21 protein-coding genes are annotated in these 25095 nt (G+C 43.8%); 18 read left to right on the top strand and 3 right to left on the bottom strand.

Annotation, left to right across the window (positions count from 1 at the left end; all coding sequences use genetic code 11):
- Position 1: 1 nt before the first annotated feature.
- Complete coding sequence (locus APAR_RS04980; RefSeq protein WP_012809055.1) at positions 2-517, bottom strand: MarR family winged helix-turn-helix transcriptional regulator; 516 nt, start codon at positions 515-517, stop codon at positions 2-4.
- Positions 518-538: 21 nt separating this feature from the next.
- Positions 539-1093 carry a glutathione peroxidase gene (locus APAR_RS04975; protein ID WP_012809054.1) on the bottom strand — a complete coding sequence of 185 codons (555 nt, stop codon included), beginning with the start codon at positions 1091-1093 and terminating at the stop codon, positions 539-541.
- Between the two features lie 399 nt (positions 1094-1492).
- On the opposite strand from APAR_RS04975, the gene APAR_RS04970 reads away from it, so the two are divergent.
- The 12 genes from APAR_RS04970 (at position 1493) to APAR_RS04915 (ending at position 17325) form a co-directional block, all read left to right on the top strand.
- Positions 1493-1795: a hypothetical protein gene (locus tag APAR_RS04970; protein WP_012809053.1), complete on the top strand. Its 303-nt coding sequence runs from the start codon at positions 1493-1495 to the stop codon at positions 1793-1795.
- 3 nt (positions 1796-1798) lie between these two features.
- Positions 1799-3967 carry a heavy metal translocating P-type ATPase gene (locus APAR_RS04965; RefSeq protein ID WP_012809052.1) on the top strand — a complete coding sequence of 723 codons (2169 nt, stop codon included), beginning with the start codon at positions 1799-1801 and terminating at the stop codon, positions 3965-3967.
- 318 nt (positions 3968-4285) lie between these two features.
- Positions 4286-5032: a DUF3793 family protein gene (locus APAR_RS07155; protein ID WP_012809051.1), complete on the top strand. Its 747-nt coding sequence runs from the start codon at positions 4286-4288 to the stop codon at positions 5030-5032.
- 84 nt (positions 5033-5116) lie between these two features.
- Positions 5117-5521, top strand: coding sequence for a flavodoxin domain-containing protein (locus tag APAR_RS04955; RefSeq protein ID WP_012809050.1), 405 nt, complete (start codon positions 5117-5119; stop codon positions 5519-5521).
- Positions 5522-5631: 110 nt separating this feature from the next.
- The gene (locus tag APAR_RS04950) at positions 5632-6024 is read left to right on the top strand and encodes a heavy-metal-associated domain-containing protein (RefSeq protein WP_012809049.1); all 393 of its coding nucleotides are present in this window, start codon (positions 5632-5634) and stop codon (positions 6022-6024) included.
- 256 nt (positions 6025-6280) lie between these two features.
- Positions 6281-7537 (top strand): 30S ribosomal protein S1, encoded by a 1257-nt coding sequence (rpsA, locus tag APAR_RS04945; RefSeq protein ID WP_012809048.1) that lies wholly within the window; start codon positions 6281-6283, stop codon positions 7535-7537.
- Positions 7538-7926: 389 nt separating this feature from the next.
- Complete coding sequence (locus APAR_RS04940; protein ID WP_012809047.1) at positions 7927-10986, top strand: Cna B-type domain-containing protein; 3060 nt, start codon at positions 7927-7929, stop codon at positions 10984-10986.
- A gap of 422 nt (positions 10987-11408) precedes the next feature.
- Positions 11409-13052 carry an ABC transporter substrate-binding protein gene (locus tag APAR_RS04935; protein WP_012809046.1) on the top strand — a complete coding sequence of 548 codons (1644 nt, stop codon included), beginning with the start codon at positions 11409-11411 and terminating at the stop codon, positions 13050-13052.
- 83 nt (positions 13053-13135) lie between these two features.
- Positions 13136-14071: an ABC transporter permease gene (locus APAR_RS04930; RefSeq protein WP_012809045.1), complete on the top strand. Its 936-nt coding sequence runs from the start codon at positions 13136-13138 to the stop codon at positions 14069-14071.
- Positions 14071-15027 (top strand): ABC transporter permease, encoded by a 957-nt coding sequence (locus tag APAR_RS04925; protein ID WP_012809044.1) that lies wholly within the window; start codon positions 14071-14073, stop codon positions 15025-15027. Before APAR_RS04930 ends, APAR_RS04925 begins: the two co-directional genes overlap by 1 nt.
- 16 nt (positions 15028-15043) lie before the next feature.
- Positions 15044-16210: an ABC transporter ATP-binding protein gene (locus APAR_RS04920; RefSeq protein ID WP_012809043.1), complete on the top strand. Its 1167-nt coding sequence runs from the start codon at positions 15044-15046 to the stop codon at positions 16208-16210.
- Positions 16211-16212: 2 nt separating this feature from the next.
- Complete coding sequence (locus APAR_RS04915; protein ID WP_012809042.1) at positions 16213-17325, top strand: ABC transporter ATP-binding protein; 1113 nt, start codon at positions 16213-16215, stop codon at positions 17323-17325.
- Between the two features lie 94 nt (positions 17326-17419).
- Here APAR_RS04915 and APAR_RS04910 read toward each other — a convergent pair whose 3' ends face one another.
- Positions 17420-19024: an ABC transporter substrate-binding protein gene (locus APAR_RS04910; RefSeq protein WP_012809041.1), complete on the bottom strand. Its 1605-nt coding sequence runs from the start codon at positions 19022-19024 to the stop codon at positions 17420-17422.
- A 234-nt stretch (positions 19025-19258) separates the two neighbouring features.
- Between APAR_RS04910 and APAR_RS04905 the strand changes: the two genes are divergently transcribed.
- The 6 genes from APAR_RS04905 (at position 19259) to APAR_RS04880 (ending at position 25084) form a co-directional block, all read left to right on the top strand.
- Entirely contained in the window at positions 19259-20053 is a 795-nt protein-coding gene (locus tag APAR_RS04905; RefSeq protein WP_012809040.1) for a gamma-glutamyl-gamma-aminobutyrate hydrolase family protein, read from the top strand.
- A 62-nt stretch (positions 20054-20115) separates the two neighbouring features.
- A complete protein-coding gene (pepT, locus tag APAR_RS04900) occupies positions 20116-21366 on the top strand; it encodes a peptidase T (protein WP_012809039.1) in 1251 nt (416 codons plus the stop codon).
- Between the two features lie 9 nt (positions 21367-21375).
- A complete protein-coding gene (locus APAR_RS04895) occupies positions 21376-22437 on the top strand; it encodes a zinc-binding metallopeptidase family protein (RefSeq protein ID WP_012809038.1) in 1062 nt (353 codons plus the stop codon).
- Between the two features lie 133 nt (positions 22438-22570).
- On the top strand, positions 22571-23587 hold the full coding sequence (locus APAR_RS04890; RefSeq protein ID WP_012809037.1) for an ABC transporter substrate-binding protein: 1017 nt from the start codon (positions 22571-22573) through the stop codon (positions 23585-23587).
- Positions 23577-24458, top strand: a complete 882-nt coding sequence (locus tag APAR_RS04885; protein ID WP_012809036.1) for an ABC transporter permease — start codon at positions 23577-23579, stop codon at positions 24456-24458. Before APAR_RS04890 ends, APAR_RS04885 begins: the two co-directional genes overlap by 11 nt.
- Positions 24455-25084, top strand: a complete 630-nt coding sequence (locus tag APAR_RS04880; protein WP_012809035.1) for an ATP-binding cassette domain-containing protein — start codon at positions 24455-24457, stop codon at positions 25082-25084. Before APAR_RS04885 ends, APAR_RS04880 begins: the two co-directional genes overlap by 4 nt.
- Positions 25085-25095 lie beyond the last annotated feature (11 nt).

Below are 25095 nucleotides of genomic sequence, written 5' to 3'. Positions count from 1 at the left end.
ATTAGCTTTCTGTAACGTTAGAAAGAACTTTTAAAAGTAATCGTTTGAGCTCAGCGCCTTCTTCGGGTGAGAGATCAACACATGAGCCAATTTGATGTGGAACTATTTGTATTTCTTGCTTAAGGTCTTTACCTTTTTGGGTAAGAGAAACAATCAGCTGACGTCCGTCTTTGTTTGTTTTTTGACGTAAGACAAGTCCTTTTTCTTCGAGCTTTTTGAGCAGCGGGGTTAAGGTTCCTGAATCAAGGAATAAAAGTTCACCTAAAGCTTTGACATCTAAGGATTTATTCTCCCAGAGCGCCATCATGGTGATGTATTGCGTGTATGTCAGATTAAAGGGCTTAAGTAGCGGTGTATATCTGCGTACTACTTCTTTTGAGGCGCTGTAGAGCGGGAAGCAGAGCTGATTTTTAAGGAGAAGCTCGGGGATTTCTTGGGAGTTGCCGAGCGCAGAAGAGCCGCTAGTAAAAGTGCTAGCGGCTACAACGGATTTTATTTCTTTTTGAGAAGAACTCATGAGTGGACCGTTCCTCTCGCCTTATGCAAGAAGGTTTTTAATTGCGGTCTCAACCTCTGCCATATCGGCGGTTGGCTCAAAGCGGGCAACAACGTTTCCTTGGCGGTCTACAAGGAACTTGGTGAAGTTCCACATGATGTAGGCTTTGTTGCCAAACTTTTTGTTGTTTGCTTTTGCAAATTTGTCCAGTGCAAGTGCCTTGATGCCCTTACCAAAGCCCTGGAAAGGAAAAGCTGTTGCAAGACGCTCAAAGAGAGGATTTGCGGTCTCTCCGTTGACATCACTTTTCTTGAACTGTGGAAAATTGGTACCAAACTTCATAGTGCAGAACTGGTGAATTTCTTCATCGGACTCTGGAGCCTGGCCTGCAAACTGATTACAAGGGAAGTCCAAAATCTCAAAGCCTTGATCTTTATAAGTAGCGTAAATTCGTTCAAGATCTTCATACTGTGGGGTAAAACCGCAGCCAGTTGCAGTGTTGACAATCAGAAGAACTTTTCCGTCAAAAGATGAGAGGGAAGTAAGAGATCCGTCGCGCTCTTCTACAGAGAGGTCATAGATGTTGGTATTTGCCATGATGTTCCTTTCAACTAGCCGCGATTATTGCGAGGCTTTGGATGGTTTCATTTTATTTGGTAGTGTATCCCAGTTGTTTTAAACTAACGTAAATAAATTGTATACAATTTAAATTTCACAGTAATGACACAGGAGAGATGTTAATTTCATTTATTTGTTTACTTATATGAATAAATATCAATAATTTAAGTAACGTTCCAGAGTTCCTTCTTCATAAAATTTATATGTATACCATGGCTAACCGTAGGAAATATTTTTGCAGGTAAAGAATTACTTGTGTACAATTGTTTCATTAGGATAACTAATTAGTAATGATTTTCACTTGTTTTTTGAATCAAAAAATTTTATCTTCAATAGAACACTAACCGATTAATTTGCATTAGCAGATGGGGGATTAACATGAAACTGCACAAGTGGTGTCTTGTAGCTGGTGGCGCTGCACTTGCTAGCGTTGTCGCTGGACTTGCTTCTGACGGTATTCTTCACAAGGCAGCTGTCAAAGCAACTGCATGTGGTCTTCTCGTAACTGATCGCGTTTCCGCAGAGACTCAGAACGTTGTTGACGAGGCTAATGACGTTGTTGCAGAGGCTCGTCGTGAGTCTAAGATTGATGCTGCTGTTCGCGCTCGCCTTGCTGAGCTTGAGGAGGGTATCCGCGCTGAGGTTACCAAGCAAGTTGACGCAGAGGGCGCACAGGCATAATTCATGCGCTTCACAATTACAAATGAAATCTCAGGTCGCATTCGTGCAAAATGCGACTTGGGTCATATCGACGAGGCTGAGGCTCGCGGTATTTCCTATGAGCTGATGCGCGTTGACGGTGTTCGTCATGCAGAAGTTCACATGGCAAACGGCTCTCTACTGCTGAGGTTTGATCCTCTTAAGAGAGACCAGGTACTTGCCGCTGTTAGTGCTTTTGATGTCTTGAACTTGCCACGAGAAGAAGAGGCAGGTCTTGAAGACTTCTGCAGCTCAATTGAGATGGCTCTTGAGAATAATCGCTTCCAGATGGAGGTTGTGACTACATTCGCTCGTCGCTGGATTATGCGTTCTTTGCCACTGCCTGCAGTTGCTAACTACGCCTACGTTATTCTCCGCGCCATTCCATTTGTTGTAGAAGGCGTTAAGCGTCTGTTTAAGAAAGAGCTAACAGTTGAGGTTTTGGACGCAACTGCTATCACTACTTCCATTCTTAGAAATGAATGGGCAGATGCATCTACTGTCATGTTTTTGCTTGAGCTTTCTGCAACTATGGAGAATCACGTTGCCAGCCGAGCTCGTCTTGCACTCCGTGACGGCCTGATTACTCGTTCTGAGAACGTTTGGGCTCGTATTGATGGCAAGGACGTTATGATTGCTCTTTCTGAGGTTGAGAAGGGCATGGTTTTGCATCAGCGTGCTGGCGGCGTTCTTCCTGTTGACGGCAAAGTTGTCGAAGGTATCGGCCAGATGAACGAAGCTGCCATGACAGGTGAGTCTCGCCTTGTTACCAAGGAGCCTGGCTCAACCGTTTACGCTGGCACTGCACTTGAAGACGGTGACCTTATGGTAAGCGTTACCGCTCCTCCAGGTACGTCTCGTATTGACAACATCGTTGATATGGTTGAGCAGTCTGCCGAGCTCAAGGCTGGTGCACAGTCAAAAGCTGAACGCCTTTCCGATGCACTGGTTCCTTACAGCTTCCTTGCTTTCTTTGGCATTTGGGGTGTTACCCAAAACATCACTAAGGCCTTGACCGTTCTTATGGTTGATTATTCCTGTGCTATTAAGCTTTCCACTCCTGTTGCAGTGGGTAGTGCTATGGATGAGGCAGCTAAGTTTGGCATGACTGTTAAGGGTGGCAAGTATCTTGAGAAGATCGCTGCAGCAGATCTTATCGTCTTTGATAAGACGGGTACGCTGACCAAGGCAGTCCCACATGTTGAGTGTATTGTCAGCTTCTGTGATCGCACCGAAGACCAACTTTTGCGTCTTGCTGCATGTATTGAGGAACACTTTCCACACAGCATGGCCCGCGCAATTGTGAATGAGGCAAAGGTACGTGGTCTCAAGCACAAGGACGAGTTCCATGCAGAGGTTAAATATGTTGTTGCTCATGGTATTCGTACCAAGGTTAACAACAAAGAGGTTTGCATTGGTTCTGCTCACTTCATTTTTGATGACGAGAAGACTCCAATGCCTGAGGGAATTCTAGATGACCTCGCGCAGATTGCTCCAACCTCGTCTATTATCTTCATATCCGAAGATTCAAAGCTTATTGCTGCAATTTGTATTACCGATCCTGTAAGAGAAGATGCAGCTGCAACTATTACGCAGCTCCGCGCTCTTGGCGTTAAGCGTATGGTTATGTTGACTGGTGACTCAGAAAACGTTGCAGCAAGTGTCGCCAGGAAGCTTGGTCTTGATGACTATGTAGCACAGATTCTTCCAGAAGATAAGTGTGCATATGTTAAGAAGTTCCAGCAGGAGGGCTACACCGTTGCAATGGTAGGTGACGGAATTAATGATTCACCTGCTCTAGCTGTTTCTGATGTTTCATTGGCACTTTCTGATGCAACTGATATTGCTCGTGCTGTTGCTGATATTTCAATTAGAAATGATTCGCTTGAATCGCTGGTAATCATGCGTCTTTTGGGCCAGCAGGTAATGAAGAGAATTCATGCTGACTATCGTACGATTGTTGCTCTAAATAGTTCTTTCATCGCCGCAGGTGTTGCAGGTCTTATTACCGTAAGTACTGCTGCGTATATGCACAATCTTCTAACACTTATGGTAACGCTTGCAAACACAAGATCGTTGCTTACCACTGCAGCTCATAATCCATATGTTCCTTCAGAGGTAAAAATGCTCTTGGCTGAGGAACAGACTGCTTAGAACTTATTTTGGTTATCGTTAAAACGTTTTTTTGGATTTACGTAAGAGTTCCCGTTTCTTATTTGTAAGAGGCGGGAGCTTTTTTCTGTCAAAAAAGTAAAAATATTTTGAGTTTTCGCTTGCAATTAGTTAGCTATGGCTTACACTTTAGATAGTTAGAAGAGGCTAACTTGTTAAGTTATTTATTTAACAGAGGCTCTTTCTAACAAGTTTGCTTTATCAGCCCGGAACCTTTCCCCTCTCCAAGGGTCCGGAATCCAGGCGCCGTCGGCTCCCTTTTAGTCGGCGGCGCATTTTTAAGAAGGGAGCAAGCACGGTATGAATTGTCTTACTTCTTTTGAGAATTCATTACTTTTAGACGTTACTTCTCCCTGTGCTTATTCTGCTGATATAAAACCTGCTTACAACGGGGCGAGAAGAACTTATGCTCCCGAGCTTTGCCATGATTTTGCGACAACGTTTGTTCGTTGTGCTGCTGGTGTTATTGCTCACGTCAAGCCAGCTGCATTGTTTTCATTTGCATCACATAAATCTTGTAGCTCTTGCATAAGTCCCATCTGTACTGATTCAACACTGAGAACATTTTTATGTAATGCTACTCATGAGCTCTCACTGTTTGGGGTAACTTTACTTGCCACTTCCGCGATTTCGTGCGGAAAGGTATCTTTTGTTGCCTATAGATCTGAGCTTGTTGAGGATATTCTCGCTAAACCAGAGCACCGTGAGTTTTTGGCTACTTTTGGTCATTCTACCGAGTCAGTACAGACGTTGATGAAAAGTATGCGTTCAAGAATCTTTGCATTTCATGTGAGAAAAGCTGTATTTCCGCACGAGATTGGACTTGTGTTGGGCTATCCGCTTGCAGACGTACAAGGCTTTATGAACGGACAGTCCGAACTCTTTACAGGTGCTTGGAAAGTTTATGACAACACTGAAGAAACGCGTTCGCGTCTTGAGCAGCTTAAAGATGTAGAAAACCATTGCAAGCTTCGTTTTTACCAAGGGGAATCTTTAGCGCAGATTCTCTCGTCATATGGCAATGCCGAGAAATATCGAGTCGCATAAGGGGTGTACTTGGATTTCTTGTTGAGGTATTGAAAGTAATGTGTAGTTTTCCAGGGGGAACCTGGATACAGAAGGAGGAAATGTATGAGTAAAGTAGCAGTTGTGTATTGGTCCATGACGGGCAATACTGAGGCAATGGCTAAAGAACTTGCAAGTGCAGCAGGTACCGAGGCTATTGAGTCTTCTGAGTTCTCTGCTGATATGTGTGATCAGTATGACGCATTTGCTTTTGGTTGCCCTGCCATGGGTGATGAGGAGCTTGATCCTGATTTTGAGGAGCTCTTTAACGATTGTGCAGGGAAGCTTGGTCAGAAACCAACCGCTCTCTTTGGTTCTTATGATTGGGGAACCGGTGACTGGATGGAGACCTGGAAGCAGAATGCTGAAGCAGAGGGCGTCAACGTTATTGAGACTTTTATCTGCAATCTTGAGCCAGATGACGACGCTCTTGAGGCTCTCCGTGGTCTTGGTGCAAAACTTTCTGCTTAAGTTGCATCGTAATAGCTGCTGTTGCTGTTAAATTTTGCGATAAAAATATCATTTTTTTGATTAATCTAGAAAACGATGGGTAGTAAAACAGCAACAGAAGGGAAGTCTTTATGTCACCAATCAATATTATTGTCGTTCTTGCTGTTGTTGTACTTTGTGGTTTTGCAGCTTATCGAGTTTACGGAATTGCTGTAGGTAAAAAGGGATGCTGTTCTGATGAGGGAACGGGCATTACTACCTGTAATACAGAACAGGTTACTGCTGCAGATGGTCCAGAAGACAAAGATGAGTCTCATTATCCCTATGTACAAACTTTTGAGATTGGTGGTATGACTTGCCAGAACTGCGTTAATCATGTGACTCGTGCTCTTGATAGTATTGAGGGAACATGGGCGCAGGTTACTCTAGCCGGTGGTCAGGCGCGTATCCTCAGCAAAAATCCAATTGATGTTGATGCGTATCGAGCTGCCGTAGAGAAAGAGGGTTATCGCCTTCTTACGTAAGCAGTAACAAAACAATCTTGCAAGGAACAAACTTTGAAGAAGTTTTGTAAAACTTGCGTAATAGCTGTGCAAAGTAGCGCTCTTTGGCTTGTTAAATTAGCCGAAGAGCGCTATCCTATTGCCCGTATGGCATCAAGTTATACACTGTATCTGTTGGCCCCCGAGAGCATGTAAGTTTCCGAGTAGAGAAGCCCACGTATTGGCACTCTGGCAGCAACCATGTTGACCGGGGCCCCGTTTTGGAAGGGGTCCACCTTTGAGTGAGATTCAGAACTCGTCCATCTTCTCTTTGGATGAAATTTCCGATGAGGAAATGAACAGCCTGATTGACGGCACTGTCACCGATTTTGATGAGGGAGATCTTGTCAACGGTACCGTCGTCAAGATTGAGCGCGATGAGGTCCTCGTAGACATTGGTTATAAGTCTGAGGGCGTTATTCCTGCTCGTGAGCTTTCTATTCGTAAAGACGTTAACCCTGCAGAGATTATCTCTCTGGGTGAGGACGTCGAGGCTCTTGTCCTTCAGAAAGAGGACAAAGAGGGTCGTCTGGTTCTTTCCAAGAAGCGTGCTGAGTACGAGCGTGCTTGGAAGGCAGTTGAAGATAAGTTCAACGCTGGCGAGACCGTTGAGGGTGAGGTTATTGAGGTTGTTAAGGGTGGCCTGATTCTTGACATTGGCCTCCGTGGCTTCCTGCCTGCATCCCTTGTTGACCTCCGTCGTGTCAAGGATCTTGGTGCATTCATGGGTACTCGTATTGAGGCTCGTGTTATTGAGATGGATCGCAACCGCAACAACGTTGTTCTTTCTCGCCGTATTGTTCTTGAGGAGGCTCGTAAAGCAGAGCGTCAGGACATCCTTGGTAAGCTCCAGGTTGGCATGAAGCTCAAGGGTACCGTTTCCTCCATCGTTGAGTTTGGTGCGTTTGTTGATCTCGGCGGCATTGATGGCCTGGTTCACATCTCCGAGCTTTCTTGGAACCACGTTAACCACCCATCTGAGGTTGTTAAGGTTGGTCAGGAGGTTGAGGTTCAGGTTCTCGACGTTGACCTTAACCGTGAGCGTATCTCCCTTGGCCTTAAGCAGACTTCCGAGGATCCATGGCGTGTACTTGTTTCTAAGTATCCAGTCGACGCTATCATCGAGGGCACGGTCACTAAGCTTGTTACCTTTGGTGCATTTGTTGACCTTGGCAATGGCGTTGAGGGCCTTGTCCACATTTCCGAGATGGCTAAGCAGCATGTCACCGCTCCATCTCAGGTCTGCAAGGTTGGCGACGTTGTACAGGTAAAGGTCATGGAGATTGATCTTGACCGTCGTCGCATCTCTCTGTCTATGAAGGCAGCTGCAGAGACTCTTGGAATTGATATTGAGGTCACTCCACTTCCAGAAGAGGAGCGTGCAGCAGCAGAGGCAGCAGCAGCTGAGGCTGAGGCTGATCTTGCAGCTCATGAGGCAGCAACTGAGACAAAGATTGCTTCTGATAAGAAGGATGAAGAAGAGGCTTCCGAGTAGTATTTTTGTACTATAAGAAGTAAAGAAAAGGCGACATAGTAATATGTCGCCTTTTTTATAACAATTTCTGTATAATTTATAATTAAAAATGAATGAATATTTTAAGTGTTTGACGTATTTCATGTAGCACTTTAATTACTCTAATATGACTTTAAACAGCTACTATGCTAGAAAATTAAAAGATTTATGAAGTATAGTACGTGTACACATGTATGATAATTATGAAAAAAATAATTTATTCAAATTTACAATAAAAATGTCGGGGGGGGGGTATCATTCAATGCAAACTAATAGTTGGTTAGTATCCCCAATATTACTCACCTATAATATTAGTGCACTATTTAAGCAATTGAAATTTTTGTGTATTGGCAGAAGAAGGGTGGAAGTAAATGATGAAAAAACGTCTATGTAACTTCCTGGGACTTGTGCTTGCACTCAGTCTCATGATTCCAAGCGGTGCCATTAAGGCAATTGCTGAGGAAGTTACTCCGGCTCAGACAAGTTCTGAGACTACGGCAAGCAGTCTAGTTACTACAACTTCTGAGTCTGAGAAAAAAGAAGTTGACGCTAACGCTGTTTCATCTGAAGAGAACTCTCAGACAGTTTCTGAGAATCAACCCGTACAGTCTGTACAAGAAGATGAGCAGGCTAATGGAACGCGAGCAGGCCCTGTAACAGAACTTGTTCCTGATGCTTCTTTCTTTAGCGCTTCTGCTCTTACTACTTCACTTTTAGCTGTTTCTGGTACACCTAAAGCGGTTGATGTAAATATTACAGATTTTAAAATTCAGAATGTAGATCATCAAGATGTAGATACCGTGTTTCATTCTGATACTTTTCTTTTAAACATGAAATGGAATGCAACAGGACACGGTACTAACTTGCATGAGGGAGATTATTTTGATGTCGATCTTCCAAACAATATGAAATTCCCATCTGGTACAACAAAGACTGATTTTGATATTACCGATGATGATGGAAACGTTATTGCGCATGCGCATATTACTCCTGGCCCTAATGATACTGGTGGTAAAATTCACGTTACCTTTGGTCCTGCTGTTGAGAATAAATACAATGTAAAAGGCACCATGAACATTGCTGCGCGTTTTGATCAAACAAAGATTAATAAAGATTCTGAAAATAAATTTGAAGTAACGGTTAATGGTGACGTACCAGGAAAAAAGCATACTGCAAATACGGGCGTAAAAATTAATGGTTCAAAGCCCATTGATGAAGAATACCTTACTAAGTGGGGACAGGGCACAGGCATTGCAGGTGACACTAAAGCTGAGTGGTGGTCTCGTATTAATTTTAGTAAGGCCAATCTTACTAATGCAGTAGTTACTGACACTCTTGGCTCTTCCGGAATGACTTATATCAAAGATTCTTTTAAACTAAGAAAAGTTGTGTATGACCAATATGGTGAAACAACTCAGGTTCTAAAAGAGTATACGGTTGACGAGCTTATCAATAGTGGAATGTTGACATTCTCTGCAGATATGAGTTCATTTACTCTTAATTTGGGTAATACAAGTGATCAGTATCGATTGGTATATAGATCTACTTATGTTCCTGGTACTACACTTAAGAATCGTATGAGGCTTGATTCCGATCAGAAACAAAAACAAGTAATTGCGAGCCATAAGTCAGCTGAGACTGGCGGACATGGTAGTGGTGACCTTGCAAGTAAAATTAAGATTGTTAAGGTAGACGAAGACGGTACCACACCTCTTAAGGGTGCAGTATTTACCGTCACTAAACCAGACGGCACTACTTTTGAGCTCACTACTGGTGCAGACGGTACAATCGTCTCTGATTTATTGGAGCAAGGCACTTATAAGGTTAAAGAAAAGACCGCTCCACAGGGTTATGAGCTTAGTGATGAAGAGTACACCCTTGAAGTAACTCCTACAGGCGGTGCAATCAAAAAGATTTCCAATAAACCAATTAAGATTTCTGTAAACGTTACCAAGAAGTGGATTGGCCCTAAGGCAGGACCTGTCGCCGTACACTTACTTGCTGACGGTACCGATACTGGCAAGACCTTGACTCTTGATGAGGCAGGAAACTGGACGGGTACTTTTGATAACCTTCGTAAGTGCAAAGCTGATGGTACAGAAATCGTCTATACTGTCAAGGAAGATGATGTAACTAACTACACAGGTGCGGTAACTGGTGATGCTGCTTCTGGCTTTACTATCACCAATACCAATACCGAGAAGACCAGTATCTCTGGTACTAAGACATGGGATGATAGTAATAACCAAGATGGTAAGCGTCCTTCATCTATTACCGTTAACCTTCTTAAGAATGGCACTAAGGTAGACTCTAAGACAGTTACTCCTGATGCATCCGGTAATTGGACATACACCTTTGATAACTTGGATAAGTATGATTCAACTACAGGAGCAGAGAATACCTATACAGTTTCTGAAGAAGCGGTAGATGGTTATACCTCAACCGTGACAGGAACTGACATCAAAAACTCTTATACTCCTGAGGTTACAACCGTCAAAGTTTCTAAGACTTGGGTTGGACCTAAGGCAGGACCTGTCACCGTACACTTACTTGCTGACGGTACCGATACTGGCAAGACCTTGACTCTTGATGAGGCAGGAAACTGGACGGGATCTTTTGGCAATCTTCCTAAATATAAAGATGGTAACGTTATTGCTTACACCGTCAAAGAAGATGATGTAACTAACTACACAGGTACGGTAACGGGCGATGCTACTTCCGGTTTTACCATCACTAATACTAATACCGAGAAGGTAGATGTTCCTGTAACCAAGACTTGGGTTGGACCTAAGGCAGGACCTGTCACCGTACACTTACTTGCTGACGGTACTGATACTGGAAAGACACTCACACTTGATGAGGCTGGCAACTGGACAGGTACCTTCTCTGGCTTGGATAAGTACAATGCTGATGGTACAGAGATCGCCTATACCGTCAAGGAAGATGACGTTGCCAACTATACGAGTGAAATAACTGGTGATGCTACTTCTGGCTTTACTATCACCAATACCAATACTGAGAAGGTTGACATTTCTGTAACTAAGACTTGGGTTGGAGATAAGGGTTCATCTGTCACCATCCACTTACTCGCTGATGGTACTGATACGGGTAAAATTTTGACTCTTGATGAGGCAGGAAACTGGAAAGGCGCGTTCTCTGGCCTAGATAAGTACAACGCTGACGGTACAGAGATTGCTTACACAGTCAAAGAGGATGAGGTAGCAGGTTATACATCTGAGGTTTCTGGTGATGCCACTTCTGGATTTACCGTAACCAACACTCAGATTCCACCTAATACACCTCCTAGCACTCCTAAGAAGAAGCTTCCTTACACTGGTGATGTAAGCACACTCGCATCTATTGCTTCATTTGTTGCAGGAAGTGTTGCACTACTTGGCACAGGAATGGCTTTAGGAAGAAAGCGTAAGTAACAAAGAGTCTCTTTTTAGGCTGTTAAAGAAGCTTACAAGGTATAAAAGAGCCGTATCAAAATAGATTGAACCGCCTCCCATTTCTTGGACATAAGAAATGGGAGGTTTTTTATGCGAGCAATAATTATTTCTATTCCTTCTATAGCGTGTTAACGCGAAAACATACTGCTAACATTTTTTATATAAAAATAGACATCTGTCTATAAATGCTTAGTCAATTTTTATGCTTTCATATAGGTAATTCCTATATGATTTGACACAAATTGCAGGTAAATAGATTTTGTTGTTACTAAAGCTATTTAATGTTTCATGTCTATTTCATCATGGATATACATGGATAAATGCTGGTAATTGTTATGTATAGTTATCTAACCCCAGTAGGGATGTCTTATAAATCATTTTAATAAGAAAGAAGGGTTAACATGCTGGAGAACTCACTTAGCCGTCGTAATTTTTTGAAGGCATCAGGTATGGTAGCGGCTGGTGGTGGCGCATCTATGATGTTGGCTGGCTGCAACTCTTCTACTGATACTCCTCAGGCATCCGATAAGAAAAAGATTCTTCGTTATGGTTCTGCAAACTCTAAGCAAGGTCTTGATATGCAGCGTGCTAATAACTCACAGTCCGCATGCGTTGCAGATTCTGTATGTGAGTCTTTGCTTCGTTGGACTGAGGATAACGAGCTTGTTCCATGTCTACTCAAAGAGACTCCAACCTTTGAGTCTGATGGTGTTACTCTTAAGTGCGAGCTTAAAGAGGGTATCAAGTTTCACGATGGTACTACTTTGACCGCAAAGGATGTTAAGTACACCTTTGAGCGTATGTTTAAGCCAGAGACTAAGGCTCTCTCCACCAGCTTCTTTGACAAGATCAAGGGAGCTCCAGAGATGCTTGCCGGTAAGACAACTGAGCTTGAGGGCCTGACTGTTCAGGATGATACTCACTTCACCTTTACACTTTCTGAGCCTTACATTGTTTTTGTAAGCGTTCTTGGAATCTCCTATGCCTGCATTTTCCCAGAGAAGGCATGCGAGGCTGCTGGTACTGATTGGGGTACTGGTACTAACCTCATTGGTACTGGTAAGTACAAGATTAAGAGCAACGATGACACCACTGAGGTAGTTCTTGAGCGTTTTGATGACTATCACGATGGCAAGCCTGCTCTGGATGAGATTCGTATCCACTACTACGATGATTCCAACACTCAGTTACTTGCATTTAAAAACAACGATATTGACTTCTGCGATCTTCCATCTTCTTTGTATCAGCAATATTCAAGCGATGCTGACGTTAAGGATCTTATTACTGCATATCAGACCCTTGGTGTTAACTTCATCAACCTCAACCTCAAAGAGGGCTTTGAGCTTACCGATCCTAAGGTTCGCCAGGCGCTTTCCTTGGCAATTAACCGCCAGGAGCTTGTTGACAACATTGCTTCAGGTAATGGTACCGTTGCAAGCGGCTGGCTTGCACCATCAACTCCTGGTTATGATAAGAGTGCTCCTGCTTTTGAGTACAATCCAGAGAAGGCTAAGTCTCTTCTTGCTGAGGCTGGTGTCACTGACCTTAAGCTTTCTGCAAAGGTTAGAAAATCTTACGAGAAGCTCCTTGTTGCCGTTCAGGAGTACTGGAACAAGATTGGTGTTACCCTTGATGTTCAGGTAGAGGACAACGCAGTTTGGAATACTGACTGGGCTGCTGGTAACCTTCAGATTACTACTCTTGGTTGGTATCCACTGTTTGCTGATGGCGATCAGCACCTTTACACCTACTTCTACAGCACTAATGCTGCAAAGAAGTCTTCCTTCTATAATAGTTCCGAGTTTGACAAGCTTCTTGTTGAGGGTCGCTCTGAGTCTAACAAGGATAAGAGAACAGAGGATTACAAAGACGCAGACAATCTGTTGACCCGTACAGACTTTGCGACACTTCCTCTGTACTGGCCAAAGAATTCCTTTGTCGCTAAGAAGTACGTCAAGAACGCTAAGGTTGGAAACTTGATTTATCACTTCTTTGATATTGATATTGATACATCTAATTCCGATTACACCGTTCCAGAAGACTAAGTAGCAAACTTGCTATAAACTTTAAGCGGCATCTAAGGTTCTTGGATGCCGCTTCATTTTCTTGAGGGGAGAGGAGCTCAGGAGTGAGATCGTTTCTAATCAAACGAATCCTTCAAGCAGTTAGCGTTGTAATTTGTATATCTGCTTTAACGTTTTTTGTCTTGAATATTGTTCCAGGTGATCCAGTAAGGGTCATGATGGGCGATATGGCTGATGAGGCTACGGTTCAGCAGGTTCGTCATACGATGGGTCTTGATAAGCCAATCCCAGAGCAGTATGCAAATTGGTTTGTAAAAATGCTTGGTGGAGATTTTGGAACTTCCTACACTCAGAAGCGACCTGTCATTGCACTTCTGACAAAGGCTGTAGGAGTTACGCTGCGCTTAGCGGTATTCGCGTATCTTTTTGCCATAGTGCTTGGCCTATTGATGGGCATTCTCGCTGCAGTAAACCATGGAAAATGGCTTGATAGAACACTTATGTCCGTTGCAATCTTTGGTATTTCTGCTCCTTCGTTTTGGGTAGCATTGGTGCTGCAGATTATTTTTGCTTTGACACTTAAGTGGTTCCCGCTTTCTGGCGTTAAGACTCCGACAGCGTACGTTCTTCCTGTAATTGCATTGGGTTCTCGTTATGCAGCAAGTATTGCTCGTGTTACTAGAACTAGCATGCTGGATGTATTGAATCAGGACTACATCAGAACTGCTGAAGCTAAGGGTCTTAAGCGCTCTGCTATTGTTTTGAAGCATGCACTGAGAAATGCTCTTATTCCAATCATTACCATTGCTGGCTCTCAGTTGGGAGACATTCTCACTGGTTCCATCATTATTGAGCAAATCTTTAATATGAATGGTATGGGTAAGCTACTTATTGATGCAATTAATGCTCGTGACCTGCCACTGATTCAGGGTAGTGTCATGTATGTGGCAATTATCTGCGTTGTGATTTATTTACTCGTTGATATTTTGTACGCAGTGGTTGATCCACGTATTCGTCTTGGAGAGGAGGCATCAGAGTAATGGCTTTGTTTACTAGTGATAAAAATAGCAAGAAGGTCCAAAAGACTGAAGCTGTTCTTGAGGATGCCGCCAAAGCTCAAGAAGAAGAGCAGGCCGCCACTAAGAAGGTCCGTGCACAGAGTTATTGGCAGGTTAGCTGGAACATTTTTAAGAAAAACAAGCTTGGTATGATTTGCTTGGGTATTGTTTTGGTTTTGGCAATTATTGCGATTCTTGCTCCTGTTATTGCTCCTTATAGCTACAAAGATCAAAACCTGGCAATTCAGAACCAGAATCCAACTTTTGCACATTTGCTTGGTACAGATGAGTACGGTCGAGATATTCTCTCTCGTATTATTTATGGCTGCCAGATTTCTCTGTCTGTCGGTATCATTTCGCAGGTCATTGCTCTCTTTATTGGCTTTGTCGCAGGCGTAGCAGCAGGATATTATGGTCGCTGGGTTGATTCGGTTGTTTCCTTTATCATCCAGGTTTTCTCCAGCTTCCCATTTTTACTTTTTGCAATCTTGATCATGTTTGTTATGGGTCCAGGTCTTATTAATCTCTACATTGCACTGGGTCTTTTGATGTGGACAACTACAGCAAGGCTGATTCGAGGCGATGTTATGCGTCTAAAGAATTCTGAATATATTCAGTCTTGTATTTTGTCTGGTGGTAACAGCTTCCGCATCATCATGAAGCACCTGCTGCCTAATTGTATTTCTACGTTGATTGTTGTTTCTACTTTAGGTATTCCAAGTGCAATTCTTTCTGAGGCAACACTTTCGTTCTTGGGATTAGGCGTTCAGCCACCTGAGGCAAGTTGGGGTCAAATGATTGCAGCCTCTCAGCCTTATCTGGCATCACAACCTCTCTACAGTATTGCTCCAGGTATTGTCATCATCATTACGGTTATGTCTTTCAACTTACTTGGTGACGCACTTCGCGACGCCCTTGATCCAAAGATGCGTTCTTAGGAAGGAGGTTACGTTTATGGCAGAAAATACAGATGTTCTTGCACAAGAGAATAATCATGCAACTGAGACTGTAGATACAGCATTCGAGCACGTTATTGAAGGTCCAAATGGACAATCAGTACAATTTTGCAGCCTTGAGGAGCGTCGTCTTGCACAAGAGACCGCCCAAAAGGAGCGAGAAGAGCAGTGTAAGAAGAATGTTCTTCTTGACGTTAATCATCTTGATGTTACGCTCTTCACTGAAGATGGCGCGCTTCCTGCAGTAAGTGACCTCTCGTTTATTATGCGAAAAGGCGAGACTCTTGCGGTAGTGGGAGAGTCTGGCTGTGGTAAGTCTATGACAGCTTTATCTGTCATGGGATTGCTTCCCACGCCTCCTGCGCAAATTACCGGCGGAGAAATTATTTTTGAGGGAACTGATTTAACTCAACTTCCTCGTGGCGGTATGCGTGACTTCCGTGGTAATCGCATTGGTATGATTTTCCAAGAGCCTATGACCTCTTTGAACCCTGTTATGAAATCTGGTCTTCAGATTCGTGAGGGTATCCTTGTTCATAATCCAAGTATGAGCAAAGAAAAAGCAGATCAAAAGGCCCTTGATATGATCAAACTGGTGGGTATTCCTGCACCAGAGAAGGTTTTCTCGTCATATCCACATGAGCTTTCTGGTGGTATGCGTCAGCGTGTCATGATTGCTATGGCACTTGCTTGTCAGCCATCGCTTCTTATCTGTGACGAACCTACCACCGCTTTGGATGTAACAGTTCAAGCTCAGATTTTGCAGATTATTGACCGCATGAAGCAAGATTTGGGAACTGCCATTATGCTGATTACGCACGACATGGGTGTTGTTTCCGAGATGGCTGACTGGGTTCTTGTCATGTACGCTGGTCATCGCGTTGAGTATGCACAGTCTGCAGAGCTCTTTACTAACCCTCTGCATCCATATGCTCAGGGCTTAATTGCATCCATTCCCTCGTTTGATGAGCATACTAAAAAACTCTATGCAATTCCTGGTAGCGTCCCTATGCTTTCTCATATGCCTTCTGGTTGCCCGTTCCATCCACGTTGTCCGTTTGCTAAGGACATTTGTAAGAATCGTCGTCCTGGCATGACTGCTGTTGGCGAAGACAATTGCCATACTGTCAGCTGTTGGAAATACACTGATGAGTGGGGTGAGTAGTTATGGCAGAAGAGAAGAACACAGACATAAAGGACCTTTCTGGCGAGAAAACCATCTTGTCTGTAAAGAACCTTGTTAAACGTTTCCCCATTAAAAATGGTGTTTTTGGTCGTTCTAACGCTTCAGTTTATGCTGTTGAGGATGTTTCGTTTGACCTTAGACGTAAAGAGACCCTGGCTATTGTTGGCGAGTCTGGTTGCGGAAAGTCTACAACAGGTAAGTGCGTGCTACGCTTAACCGAGCCAACCTCCGGTACGGTTGAGCTTGACGGGGAAGACTTTACCTCACTTAAGGGGGAAGATCTTAAGCGTGCTCGTCAGAAGATGAAACTTATCTTCCAAGATCCTTATAGCTCTTTGAATCCTCGTATGACTGTCATGGATATCATTGGCGAGCCTATTGATATTGCGGGCACATATAAGACAAAAGCAGAGCGTGATGCCCGCATTGAAGAGGTTATGGAAGAAGTTGGCCTTAACCTTGAGTTTAAGTACCGCTATCCTCATGAGTTCTCAGGCGGTCAGCGCCAGCGTATTGGTATTGCTCGTGCTATTGTGCTTGAACCAGAGATTGTTGTTTGCGATGAGCCTGTTTCTGCTTTGGATGTTTCTGTCCAAGCAAAGGTAATTAATTTGCTTGAGGAACTGCAGAAAGAGCATGGCTTGGCATATATCTTTATCAGCCACGATCTCTCTGTTGTTCGTCACATTGCAGATACTGTTATGGTCATGTACCTGGGCCATCAGATGGAGTTTGCTAGCAAGGATGCGCTATTTGAGCATCCTCTGCACCCATATACTCAGGCACTCTTGGATGTTATTCCTCGTATCCGTCATGAGCGTATTCAGGAGAAGCGCATCCTCCAAGGTGATGTTCCAAGTCCTGCAAACCCACCTTTAGGCTGCGTGTTCCATACTCGCTGCCCTAAGGCAATGAAGGTTTGCTCTGAGCGCATTCCTGAACGTGTCGAGGTTGAGTCTGGTCATTTCTGCTCCTGCCACCTGTACGACACATCGCTCTCTGATACTGATCGTACACCACAGGTTGCACATGCTATTGAGGCTGCCCAGAAGGCCGTAGAAGAAGCGCGGCTTGAGGAGAAGATATCTGAGTAGTACATCACATTGTCGTATCTTAAAACGGCTTACAAACAAAAAAGGCGAGAAGACCAATTGATCTTCTCGCCTTTGTTTTGTATGGAGGAAAACCTTACTTCTTCTTAACCTTATCAAAGTGAGGATTGACCAGAACGCTGAGGCCCGTAAATTCTGGCTTTAGGACGTAGGGCATCTGTGGCCAGTCAATAGGCAGGCAAGCGTAGTCTGTGTGTGTCATGAGACTATCTGCCTGACGGGTAAGCTCAAGAACTTTGTCATTGTCATTGACTGTGAGGCGAGCTTGGTCAACAAGGTTGTCAAACTCGGAACTGTTGTAGAAGGAAGACTTCTTTGCAGCGCGGTCAGAGCGGAAGTAGGAGCCCATGTGCTCAATGCCTTGGAAGGAGAGGGTAGACCAGGTAACCAAGGTAACCTCAAGCTCTCCGTTGGCGCGTGCGTCGCTCCAAACACCAGAGTCAATAACGCTTACGTTACAAGTAACGCCAATCTTGGACCATGCATCCTGTATAGCAACCATAAGGTTCTGGTCTTGGCTTCTAACCTGTGCGTTAAGAGTAAGGTTAGAAACACCTGCTTGTGCAAGAAGCTGTTTTGCTTTGTCTACGTTGTACTCAAACTCTGGAGCGGACTCATTGTAACCAGTCTCAGAAGATGGAATAAATGACTTTGCAGGTTTAGCAACATTAGAAAGAATGGTGCTACAAATGGTGTCTCTATCAATTGCCATTGAGAGCGCCTGACGAACACGAACATCTTTGAGGTTCTGACTCTGAAGATTCAAGTTTACAAACTGCGTGGATGCAGGTGTGTAATTGACAATTTCTTTGGAGATAGATTCATCGTTTTGATACTGCTGAATAAGAGACTGAGAAATAAAGACCAGGTCAACATCGTTGTTCTTGTAGTTAAGAACACGGGTGTTAGCGTCGTCAATGTAAACAAATCTAAGCTCATCCAGGCCAGGTTTACCTTCATGGTAGTCAGCAAATCCCTCAAGAACAACTTCTGTAGCGCTATCGTTTGAGACAAGCTTGTATGCACCAGTGCCAATGAAATTGGTCTCAGTACCCCACGCTTCACCAGCTTCTTTGCAGGCCTTCTCTGGGTAGATGACAGCATAGAATTGAGCCATGATTGCATTGAAGGTTGAATACGGTTGGGTTAGCTTAATGTCAAAGTGACGGTCGTCTTTAATAACAACGCCAGAAAGCTCTTCAGTTTTACCAGCAATAATGTCTTTAGCACCCTCAATGTAAGCATAAGAGTCAATTGAGGTTGCCTTGGTAGCAGGCAAGAACATGCGCGTTAAGGTGTACTTAACGTCAGATGATTTAAGGGTTTCTCCGTTGTGGAATTTGACGCCATCTTTAAGCTCAAATGAGTAAGTAAGACCATCATCAGAAACAGTAGGAAGACCAGTTACCAGATTTGGCTCAATCTCTTTTGTGTCTGGGTTAAGCACCAGTAAAGATTCTGCAACTGCTTCAGATACACCAACAGAGCCAGAGGTTTTTTGAGTATCAAAGGTAACTTTTGGATTGTTTACGCCAAAGCGTAATACCTTTTTTTCACCATCTCCGCTAGCAGATCCACCACAAGCAGAAAGTAGTGAAGCAGAACCGGCGGCAACGGCAGCCGCCAAAGATCCACGTAAAAATGATTTACGGGAAAGATTATTAAATACGTGCTCTTTCATAGGGCGCCTTCCGTTTGCATTTTTAAAACATGAAGCTTAAATGTAAAGAACTGCTTTTTTGATACCCAAATTAATTGTGCACAATACAGAAAAATGTTTCATTAGTGAAAAAACATTGTGGAGGAAGAACTGTCAGAGTGGCATGGAAGGCGTAAAAGCGATAAAGTCAAAGACTCAACAAGGGTCAACCTTTACTGTTATGTTGTTCGAAGAGCTGAGTGTTAAGAGGATTTTGTGGTTATTCCAGATATTGTTAAAGATGCATTTAGTGATGTTTCAAATCTTCCTGCTTCTGAGCGTCCTCTTATCTGCGTGACTCCTCGTTGGATGCCTGAAGAGAACTTTTCTGATTCTGCTTCTGTAGGACAAATTCAGTTTGATGCCATTCTTGCTGCAGGTGGCATTCCAATCATGATGCCTTTAACTGAAGATCCAGAGGTTATTGCTCAGTTTGTTGAGATATGTGATGGCTTTTGTCTTACCGGTGGTCATGATGTTGATCCACGTAATTGGGGAGAAGAACCACGTGACCTCAACCGTTTATCTCCTATGAGAGATGCGCTTGAGTTTGAGTTAGTAAAACAAGTGCTTGCTGCAGATAAACCATTACTTGCTATCTGTCGCGGTCTTCAGCTTTTAAATGTTGTACTTGGTGGTACGCTTGCACAAGATTTGCACACGCTTGAACCAGCAGAAAATCATGTATTTTGGACCCATGCTGCAAATCTGTATCATCCAGCTCATGCAGTTCATATTCAAAAAGATTCTTTGTTATATGAAACTTTGGGTAAGGTTGAAGACATCCAGGTAAATTCATACCATGATGAGGCTTTACGAAAAGTATCCTCTGAGCTCAATGTAGTTGCCTATGCCTCAGACGGCATTATTGAAGGTGCTGAGGTTAAGGGAAAGACGTTTGCCTTAGGTGTACAGTGGCATCCAGAGTATGGATGGCATTACAGCAAGGCTGACTGCGAACTTTGGAAATCCTTTGTTACAGCTTCACAAGCTTCACGGTCTTCTCGTTAATATATTGATACTCTAAACTGCGTTAACTATTTGGTTAGCGCAGTTTTTTGTGAGGGAGTTATATGAGTGACGTTTTAGATAGATTTATTGCGTATTGCAAGGTTTCTTCTCAGTCCAATCCGCTGACTGCAGATACGGTTCCTTCAACTGAGTCTCAGCATCAGATGGCTGAGGTTGTTGCGGCTGATCTTCGTGAGCTTGGTGCAGAAAATGTAACAGTAGATGAGCATGCTTATGTGGTTGCTCACTGGCCTGCAAGTAAGGGTTTGGAAGATCTTCCTACACTTGGTTTCTGTTGCCATATTGATACTGCTTGGCAGTCTTGGGGCAATCCCGTTCATCCTCAGGTAGTTACCTACGAGGGCGGCAAGCTGGTGGTTGGTTCAGATCGCGAGGGTAGAGAGGTTTATATTAGCCCCGAGACAAACCCTCAGCTTGAGCATATGACTGGTTGGCAGCTTGTTACTACTGACGGTACATCATTGCTTGGCGGTGATGACAAGGCTGGTATTGCCATGCTTGTTAGCTTGCTTGCTCGCTACAAGGAACATCCGGAGCTTAAGCATCCGCGCATTGCACTTGCGTTTGTTCCTGATGAGGAGATTGGTCACGGTGCGGCCCTTCTGGATCTTGACGCCTTTGGTGCTGTTTATGGCTACACCATTGACGGCGGTCCGTTTGGCGAGTTCTGTTACGAGACCTTCAATGCTGCTGAGGTGTTTGTTTGCGCTCATGGACTTTCGGTTCACACGGGAACCGCAAAAGGACAGATGATTAATGCGTCTGAGGCAATCATGCGTTTTCATGAGTTGCTTCCACCTGCGGAGCGTCCTGAGTTCACAGAAGGTTATGACGGTTTTTTCTATCTGGAGCGCGTCAATGGTGATTGTGAGTCCGCACGTGCTGATTACATTATTCGTGATCATGACCAGGCAAAAGTTGAGCGTCGTAAGCAGCTGATGGTTGATGCTGCAGCATATGTAAACAAGCAGATTGGCTCTGAGGTTCTCTCTGTTGAGATTCATGATCAGTATCACAACTTGGCTGATATTGTCTTGAAACCTGAGTATGCGCACTTAATTGAGAATGCGCGCATTGCATACGAGAAGGCTGGTGTACAGATGACCTGCATTCCAATGCGCGGTGGCACCGATGGGTCTCAGCTCTCCTTTAGAGGATTTCCTTGCGCTAATCTTTCGGCCTGCTACTACAACGCCCACGGCGTTAGAGAGTTTGTTCCTGTCCCAGAGCTTGAGGGTATGGTTGACATGCTTGAGCACCTGGTAGAGCTTTACACTTATCCACAAAACTAGGAGATATTCATGACTCGTTTTGAGACCGATATACAGTACTTGATTGATACTACAAAGAAGCTTGTCGAATGTGATAGTCCTGTTGGCTATTACGATCGCATTCACGATTTACTTCGTAAACTTGTTGCTGAAACAGGCTATGAGCTTCAAATTGATAACAAAGCTACAGCATATGTCCTGGTAGAGGGCAAGGATACTAGTAAGACCGTGGGCGTCAATGCCCACCTTGATACAATTGGTTTGATTGTCCGCGGGTTTAATTCAGACGGCACGCTACGCGTTCGTCAACTGGGCGGTATTAACTATCACAGCATTGAGGGCGAGACCTGTCATGTTGTCTGCAGAGATGGCTCTGTTGTTGATGGTCAGGTAATCTGCAACCATCACTCTGTTCACGTTTTTGAGGACGCTAAAACTATGGAGCGCAATGAGGACAACATGTCCATCTCGCTCATTGCTGATGTTTCTACTGCTGAAGAAGCGCGTGCACTGGGTGTCTCAGAGGGCGCAGTTGTTGCCATTGATCCTCACTTTGAGATGTATGACAACGGCTATATGGTTTTTCGCTTTATTGATGACAAGGCTTGTGTAGCAGCACAACTTCACACACTACGTTGGCTTGCACAGTCTGGCGAGAAACCCCTCTATAACACCTTATTTGCCTTCCCAATGTATGAGGAGATTGGCCACGGCGGCGCTTTCTTGCCCGTTGAGGTGGATGAGTACGTATCGCTAGACATTACCCTCATTGGTCCAGACTACAATTCAAACGAGCATCACGTGGGTATCATTGTTTCTGATATTCGCTCTCCATATGACTGGGAAGTTTCCAACAAGCTTATTGCTTGCGCACAGGAAGTTATTGAGCCAGAAAAGTGGAATCAGCAGGTTGCCTTCCACTTCTCAACCGATGCTAACGCATCATATTTTTCTGGCAATAATCTTAAGAGTGGCGCGTTTGGTCCAGCTTGCTTGAATACTCATGGGCGTGAGCGTTGTCACATTGACGCAATTATTGGTACCGAAAATCTGTGCCGCGCTTACGTCCTTGGATATGGCGAGAAGAACTAGTTTTTCTCGCTGTAGACACATCTTATTCTCATAGATGTATCAAATAGTTTGCAAGATATATTGTATATCGTGTGAATTTTGCTATAGACGTGATAAGGTAGCTCTAGTTAACTTTTTGAGTCAGGAGTAATCTATGGATAGACGTTCGTTCCTTAAGCTTGCAAGTCTTATTCCAGCTACAGCATTGTTTGGCTGCAAGGGAACAAGTCAAGAGAAGTCTCAAGAAACTGCAAAAGATGAGGCTAAGAAATCTGACCCCGTTGCGGTAAAAGTTGCAACACTTAAAGGACCTACCGCCATGGGCTTGGTTAAGTTCATGAGTGAGGTTGAAGCAAAAAACATTACCGACAACAATTATTCATTTGAGATTTTAGATGCCCCTGATCAGGTAGTTGCTAAGGTAGCTCAGGGTGATGTCGACGTTGCGTCTATTCCTGCAAACCTTGCCGCTACGTTATTCAACAAGACCAAAGGTGCCTACAAGGTAGCTTGCCTCAACGTACTGAATGTTCTCTACATTGTTGAGACGGGAAGCGCTATTTCTAAGATTGCTGACCTTAAGGGAAAGACGCTCTATGCCTCTGGTAAGGGTGCTGTTCCAGAGTACACACTGTCCTACTTGTTGAGCAAAAATGGTATGACGCTTGGTGAAGATGTCCAGGTTGAGTGGAAGAGCGAGCATACCGAGTGCGTTGCAGCTCTAGCACAAGATCCAGAGGGAATCGCATTGCTTCCACAGCCTTTTGTTACCGTGGCACAAACCAAGAACAGTCAGATTCGCATAGCAATTGACCTTGGTGCCGAGTGGGAGACAGTTAATCCTCAGAGTAAGTTGATTGCAGGCGTAACCATTATTTCTTCAAAGCTTATCTCGGATTCTCCAGATGCTGTGACTGCTCTGCTTTCTCACTACAAAGACTCTGTTGAATTTGCTGTTGATCATCCAGATGATGCTGCTACACTTGTGGGCAAATACGGCATTGTTCCAGAGCCTATTGCCAAGGTTGCACTGCCTAAGTGTAATATTACGTATATTGATGGCGCAGATATGAAGACTGCACTTTCAAGTTATTTAGGCATTCTGGCCGAGGCTAATCCTCAGTCAGTAGGCGGACAGGTTCCCGGAGACGATTTCTACTTTGGCGCATAATCCGCACATAAAAGATAGTTTCTCTGACCGAGGTAGTGCCCCAACAGGTGCTGCCTCGGCATACTTTTCTGCGGAGAAAAGCGGTTGCACTTCATGCACTCAGACTATTCGCAAAATTATTTCAAGTTGGGGAGTTCGTTTAGGTGTCCTGGTATTTTGGCTTGCTATATGGCAGATAGTTGCAGTTGCCATCAACCAGGATATTGTTTTAACTTCGCCTATACAGACTATCCAGACGCTTTTCTCGCTTGCTCAACTACGCGAATTTTGGGTTTCTATTGGTCTTTCTCTTTTACGTATTTTTGTTGGTGGAGCGCTTGCCTTTACAGCTGGTTCTTTGCTGGCGTTTTTGAGTTTTAAGTACAAGCTGGTCAAACTTCTTTTTGAGCCACTTATTTCTACCATTAAGTCAATTCCGGTGGCATCATTTGTCATCTTGTTACTTATCTGGGTTCGTACACCCTATCTCTCAATTTCAATTTCGTTTTTGATGGCACTTCCTATTATTTATATTGCGGTGCTTGAAGGACTTCTTGGTACTGACCAGAAGCTAATTGAAATGGCCAACGTGTACCAAATTCATGGCTGGTATCGCGTTAAGGCAATATATTTGTCACAACTTATGCCCTCGCTCAAGACAGCAACCTCACTTGCTATGGGATTTTGCTGGAAGTCAGGAATTGCTGCCGAGGTCATTGGCCTTCCTACATTTTCCATTGGTGAGCATCTCTATAATGCTAAAGTGTACCTAGATACACCAGCGCTTTTTGCATGGACACTTGTAGTTATTGTGATGAGTGTACTTGGCGAGAAGATTGTAATGTGGTTAGTTTCATGGGCTGCTACAAGGTTAGAAAAGAGCTGTTCATGAGAGAAAAAATTACAAATTCTGTGAACATGACTAAGCCTCAGCTTGAGGTAAAAAACATCTTTAAATCGTTTGGCGATACGGTTGTGTTAGATGACTTTTCCTACAAGTTTGATAGGGGAGTATACGTACTTTCTGATCCCTCCGGAGCTGGAAAAACAACACTTCTTCGTATTCTTTGTGGTCTTGAAATGGCTGACTCAGGTACAGTGTACAAATCACCTTATGCTAAAACAGTCATGATGTTTCAAGAAGATAGGCTGCTAGAAAATTTGAGTGTTATGGCAAATATTATGCTTGCTACACAAGCACGCTCAAAGGAGCAAAAACAAATCTTACGAGTACGAATAAAGGAAGCTCTTTGTGGAGTTGGACTTGAAGGCACAGATAACAAGTTAGTAAATGAGCTCTCTGGTGGACAAAAGAGACGCGTTGCTCTTTTGCGCACACTCTTTGCTAATGCAGATATTTTACTCTTTGATGAACCGTTTAAAGGATTAGATGAAGCGCTTAAGCAGCAGGTTATTGCCTTTATCAAACCGTTTATTGAATCAAAAGTTGTAATTTGGGTAACTCACACTCCTGAAGAAATAAAACTGCTAGGCTCTTATACAGCACTGCAGTTATAGGAGTGAGCTAC

Source organism: Lancefieldella parvula DSM 20469 (assembly GCF_000024225.1).
Classification (GTDB): domain Bacteria; phylum Actinomycetota; class Coriobacteriia; order Coriobacteriales; family Atopobiaceae; genus Lancefieldella; species Lancefieldella parvula.
The sequence above is the reverse complement of the archived record's forward strand: the minus strand, read 5'-3'. Positions and strand labels throughout refer to the sequence as shown.

What these genes read in the sequence shown, in the direction of transcription:
- APAR_RS04980 (WP_012809055.1), bottom strand. Translation starts at nt 517, where the DNA reads ATGAGTTCTTCTCAAAAAGAAATAAAATCCGTTGTAGCCGCTAGCACT.
- APAR_RS04975 (WP_012809054.1), bottom strand. Translation starts at nt 1,093, where the DNA reads ATGGCAAATACCAACATCTATGACCTCTCTGTAGAAGAGCGCGACGGA.
- APAR_RS04970 (WP_012809053.1), top strand. Translation starts at nt 1,493, where the DNA reads ATGAAACTGCACAAGTGGTGTCTTGTAGCTGGTGGCGCTGCACTTGCT.
- APAR_RS04965 (WP_012809052.1), top strand. Translation starts at nt 1,799, where the DNA reads ATGCGCTTCACAATTACAAATGAAATCTCAGGTCGCATTCGTGCAAAA.
- APAR_RS07155 (WP_012809051.1), top strand. Translation starts at nt 4,286, where the DNA reads ATGAATTGTCTTACTTCTTTTGAGAATTCATTACTTTTAGACGTTACT.
- APAR_RS04955 (WP_012809050.1), top strand. Translation starts at nt 5,117, where the DNA reads ATGAGTAAAGTAGCAGTTGTGTATTGGTCCATGACGGGCAATACTGAG.
- APAR_RS04950 (WP_012809049.1), top strand. Translation starts at nt 5,632, where the DNA reads ATGTCACCAATCAATATTATTGTCGTTCTTGCTGTTGTTGTACTTTGT.
- APAR_RS04940 (WP_012809047.1), top strand. Translation starts at nt 7,927, where the DNA reads ATGATGAAAAAACGTCTATGTAACTTCCTGGGACTTGTGCTTGCACTC.
- APAR_RS04935 (WP_012809046.1), top strand. Translation starts at nt 11,409, where the DNA reads ATGCTGGAGAACTCACTTAGCCGTCGTAATTTTTTGAAGGCATCAGGT.
- APAR_RS04925 (WP_012809044.1), top strand. Translation starts at nt 14,071, where the DNA reads ATGGCTTTGTTTACTAGTGATAAAAATAGCAAGAAGGTCCAAAAGACT.
- APAR_RS04920 (WP_012809043.1), top strand. Translation starts at nt 15,044, where the DNA reads ATGGCAGAAAATACAGATGTTCTTGCACAAGAGAATAATCATGCAACT.
- APAR_RS04915 (WP_012809042.1), top strand. Translation starts at nt 16,213, where the DNA reads ATGGCAGAAGAGAAGAACACAGACATAAAGGACCTTTCTGGCGAGAAA.
- APAR_RS04910 (WP_012809041.1), bottom strand. Translation starts at nt 19,024, where the DNA reads ATGAAAGAGCACGTATTTAATAATCTTTCCCGTAAATCATTTTTACGT.
- pepT (WP_012809039.1), top strand. Translation starts at nt 20,116, where the DNA reads ATGAGTGACGTTTTAGATAGATTTATTGCGTATTGCAAGGTTTCTTCT.
- APAR_RS04895 (WP_012809038.1), top strand. Translation starts at nt 21,376, where the DNA reads ATGACTCGTTTTGAGACCGATATACAGTACTTGATTGATACTACAAAG.
- APAR_RS04890 (WP_012809037.1), top strand. Translation starts at nt 22,571, where the DNA reads ATGGATAGACGTTCGTTCCTTAAGCTTGCAAGTCTTATTCCAGCTACA.
- APAR_RS04880 (WP_012809035.1), top strand. Translation starts at nt 24,455, where the DNA reads ATGAGAGAAAAAATTACAAATTCTGTGAACATGACTAAGCCTCAGCTT.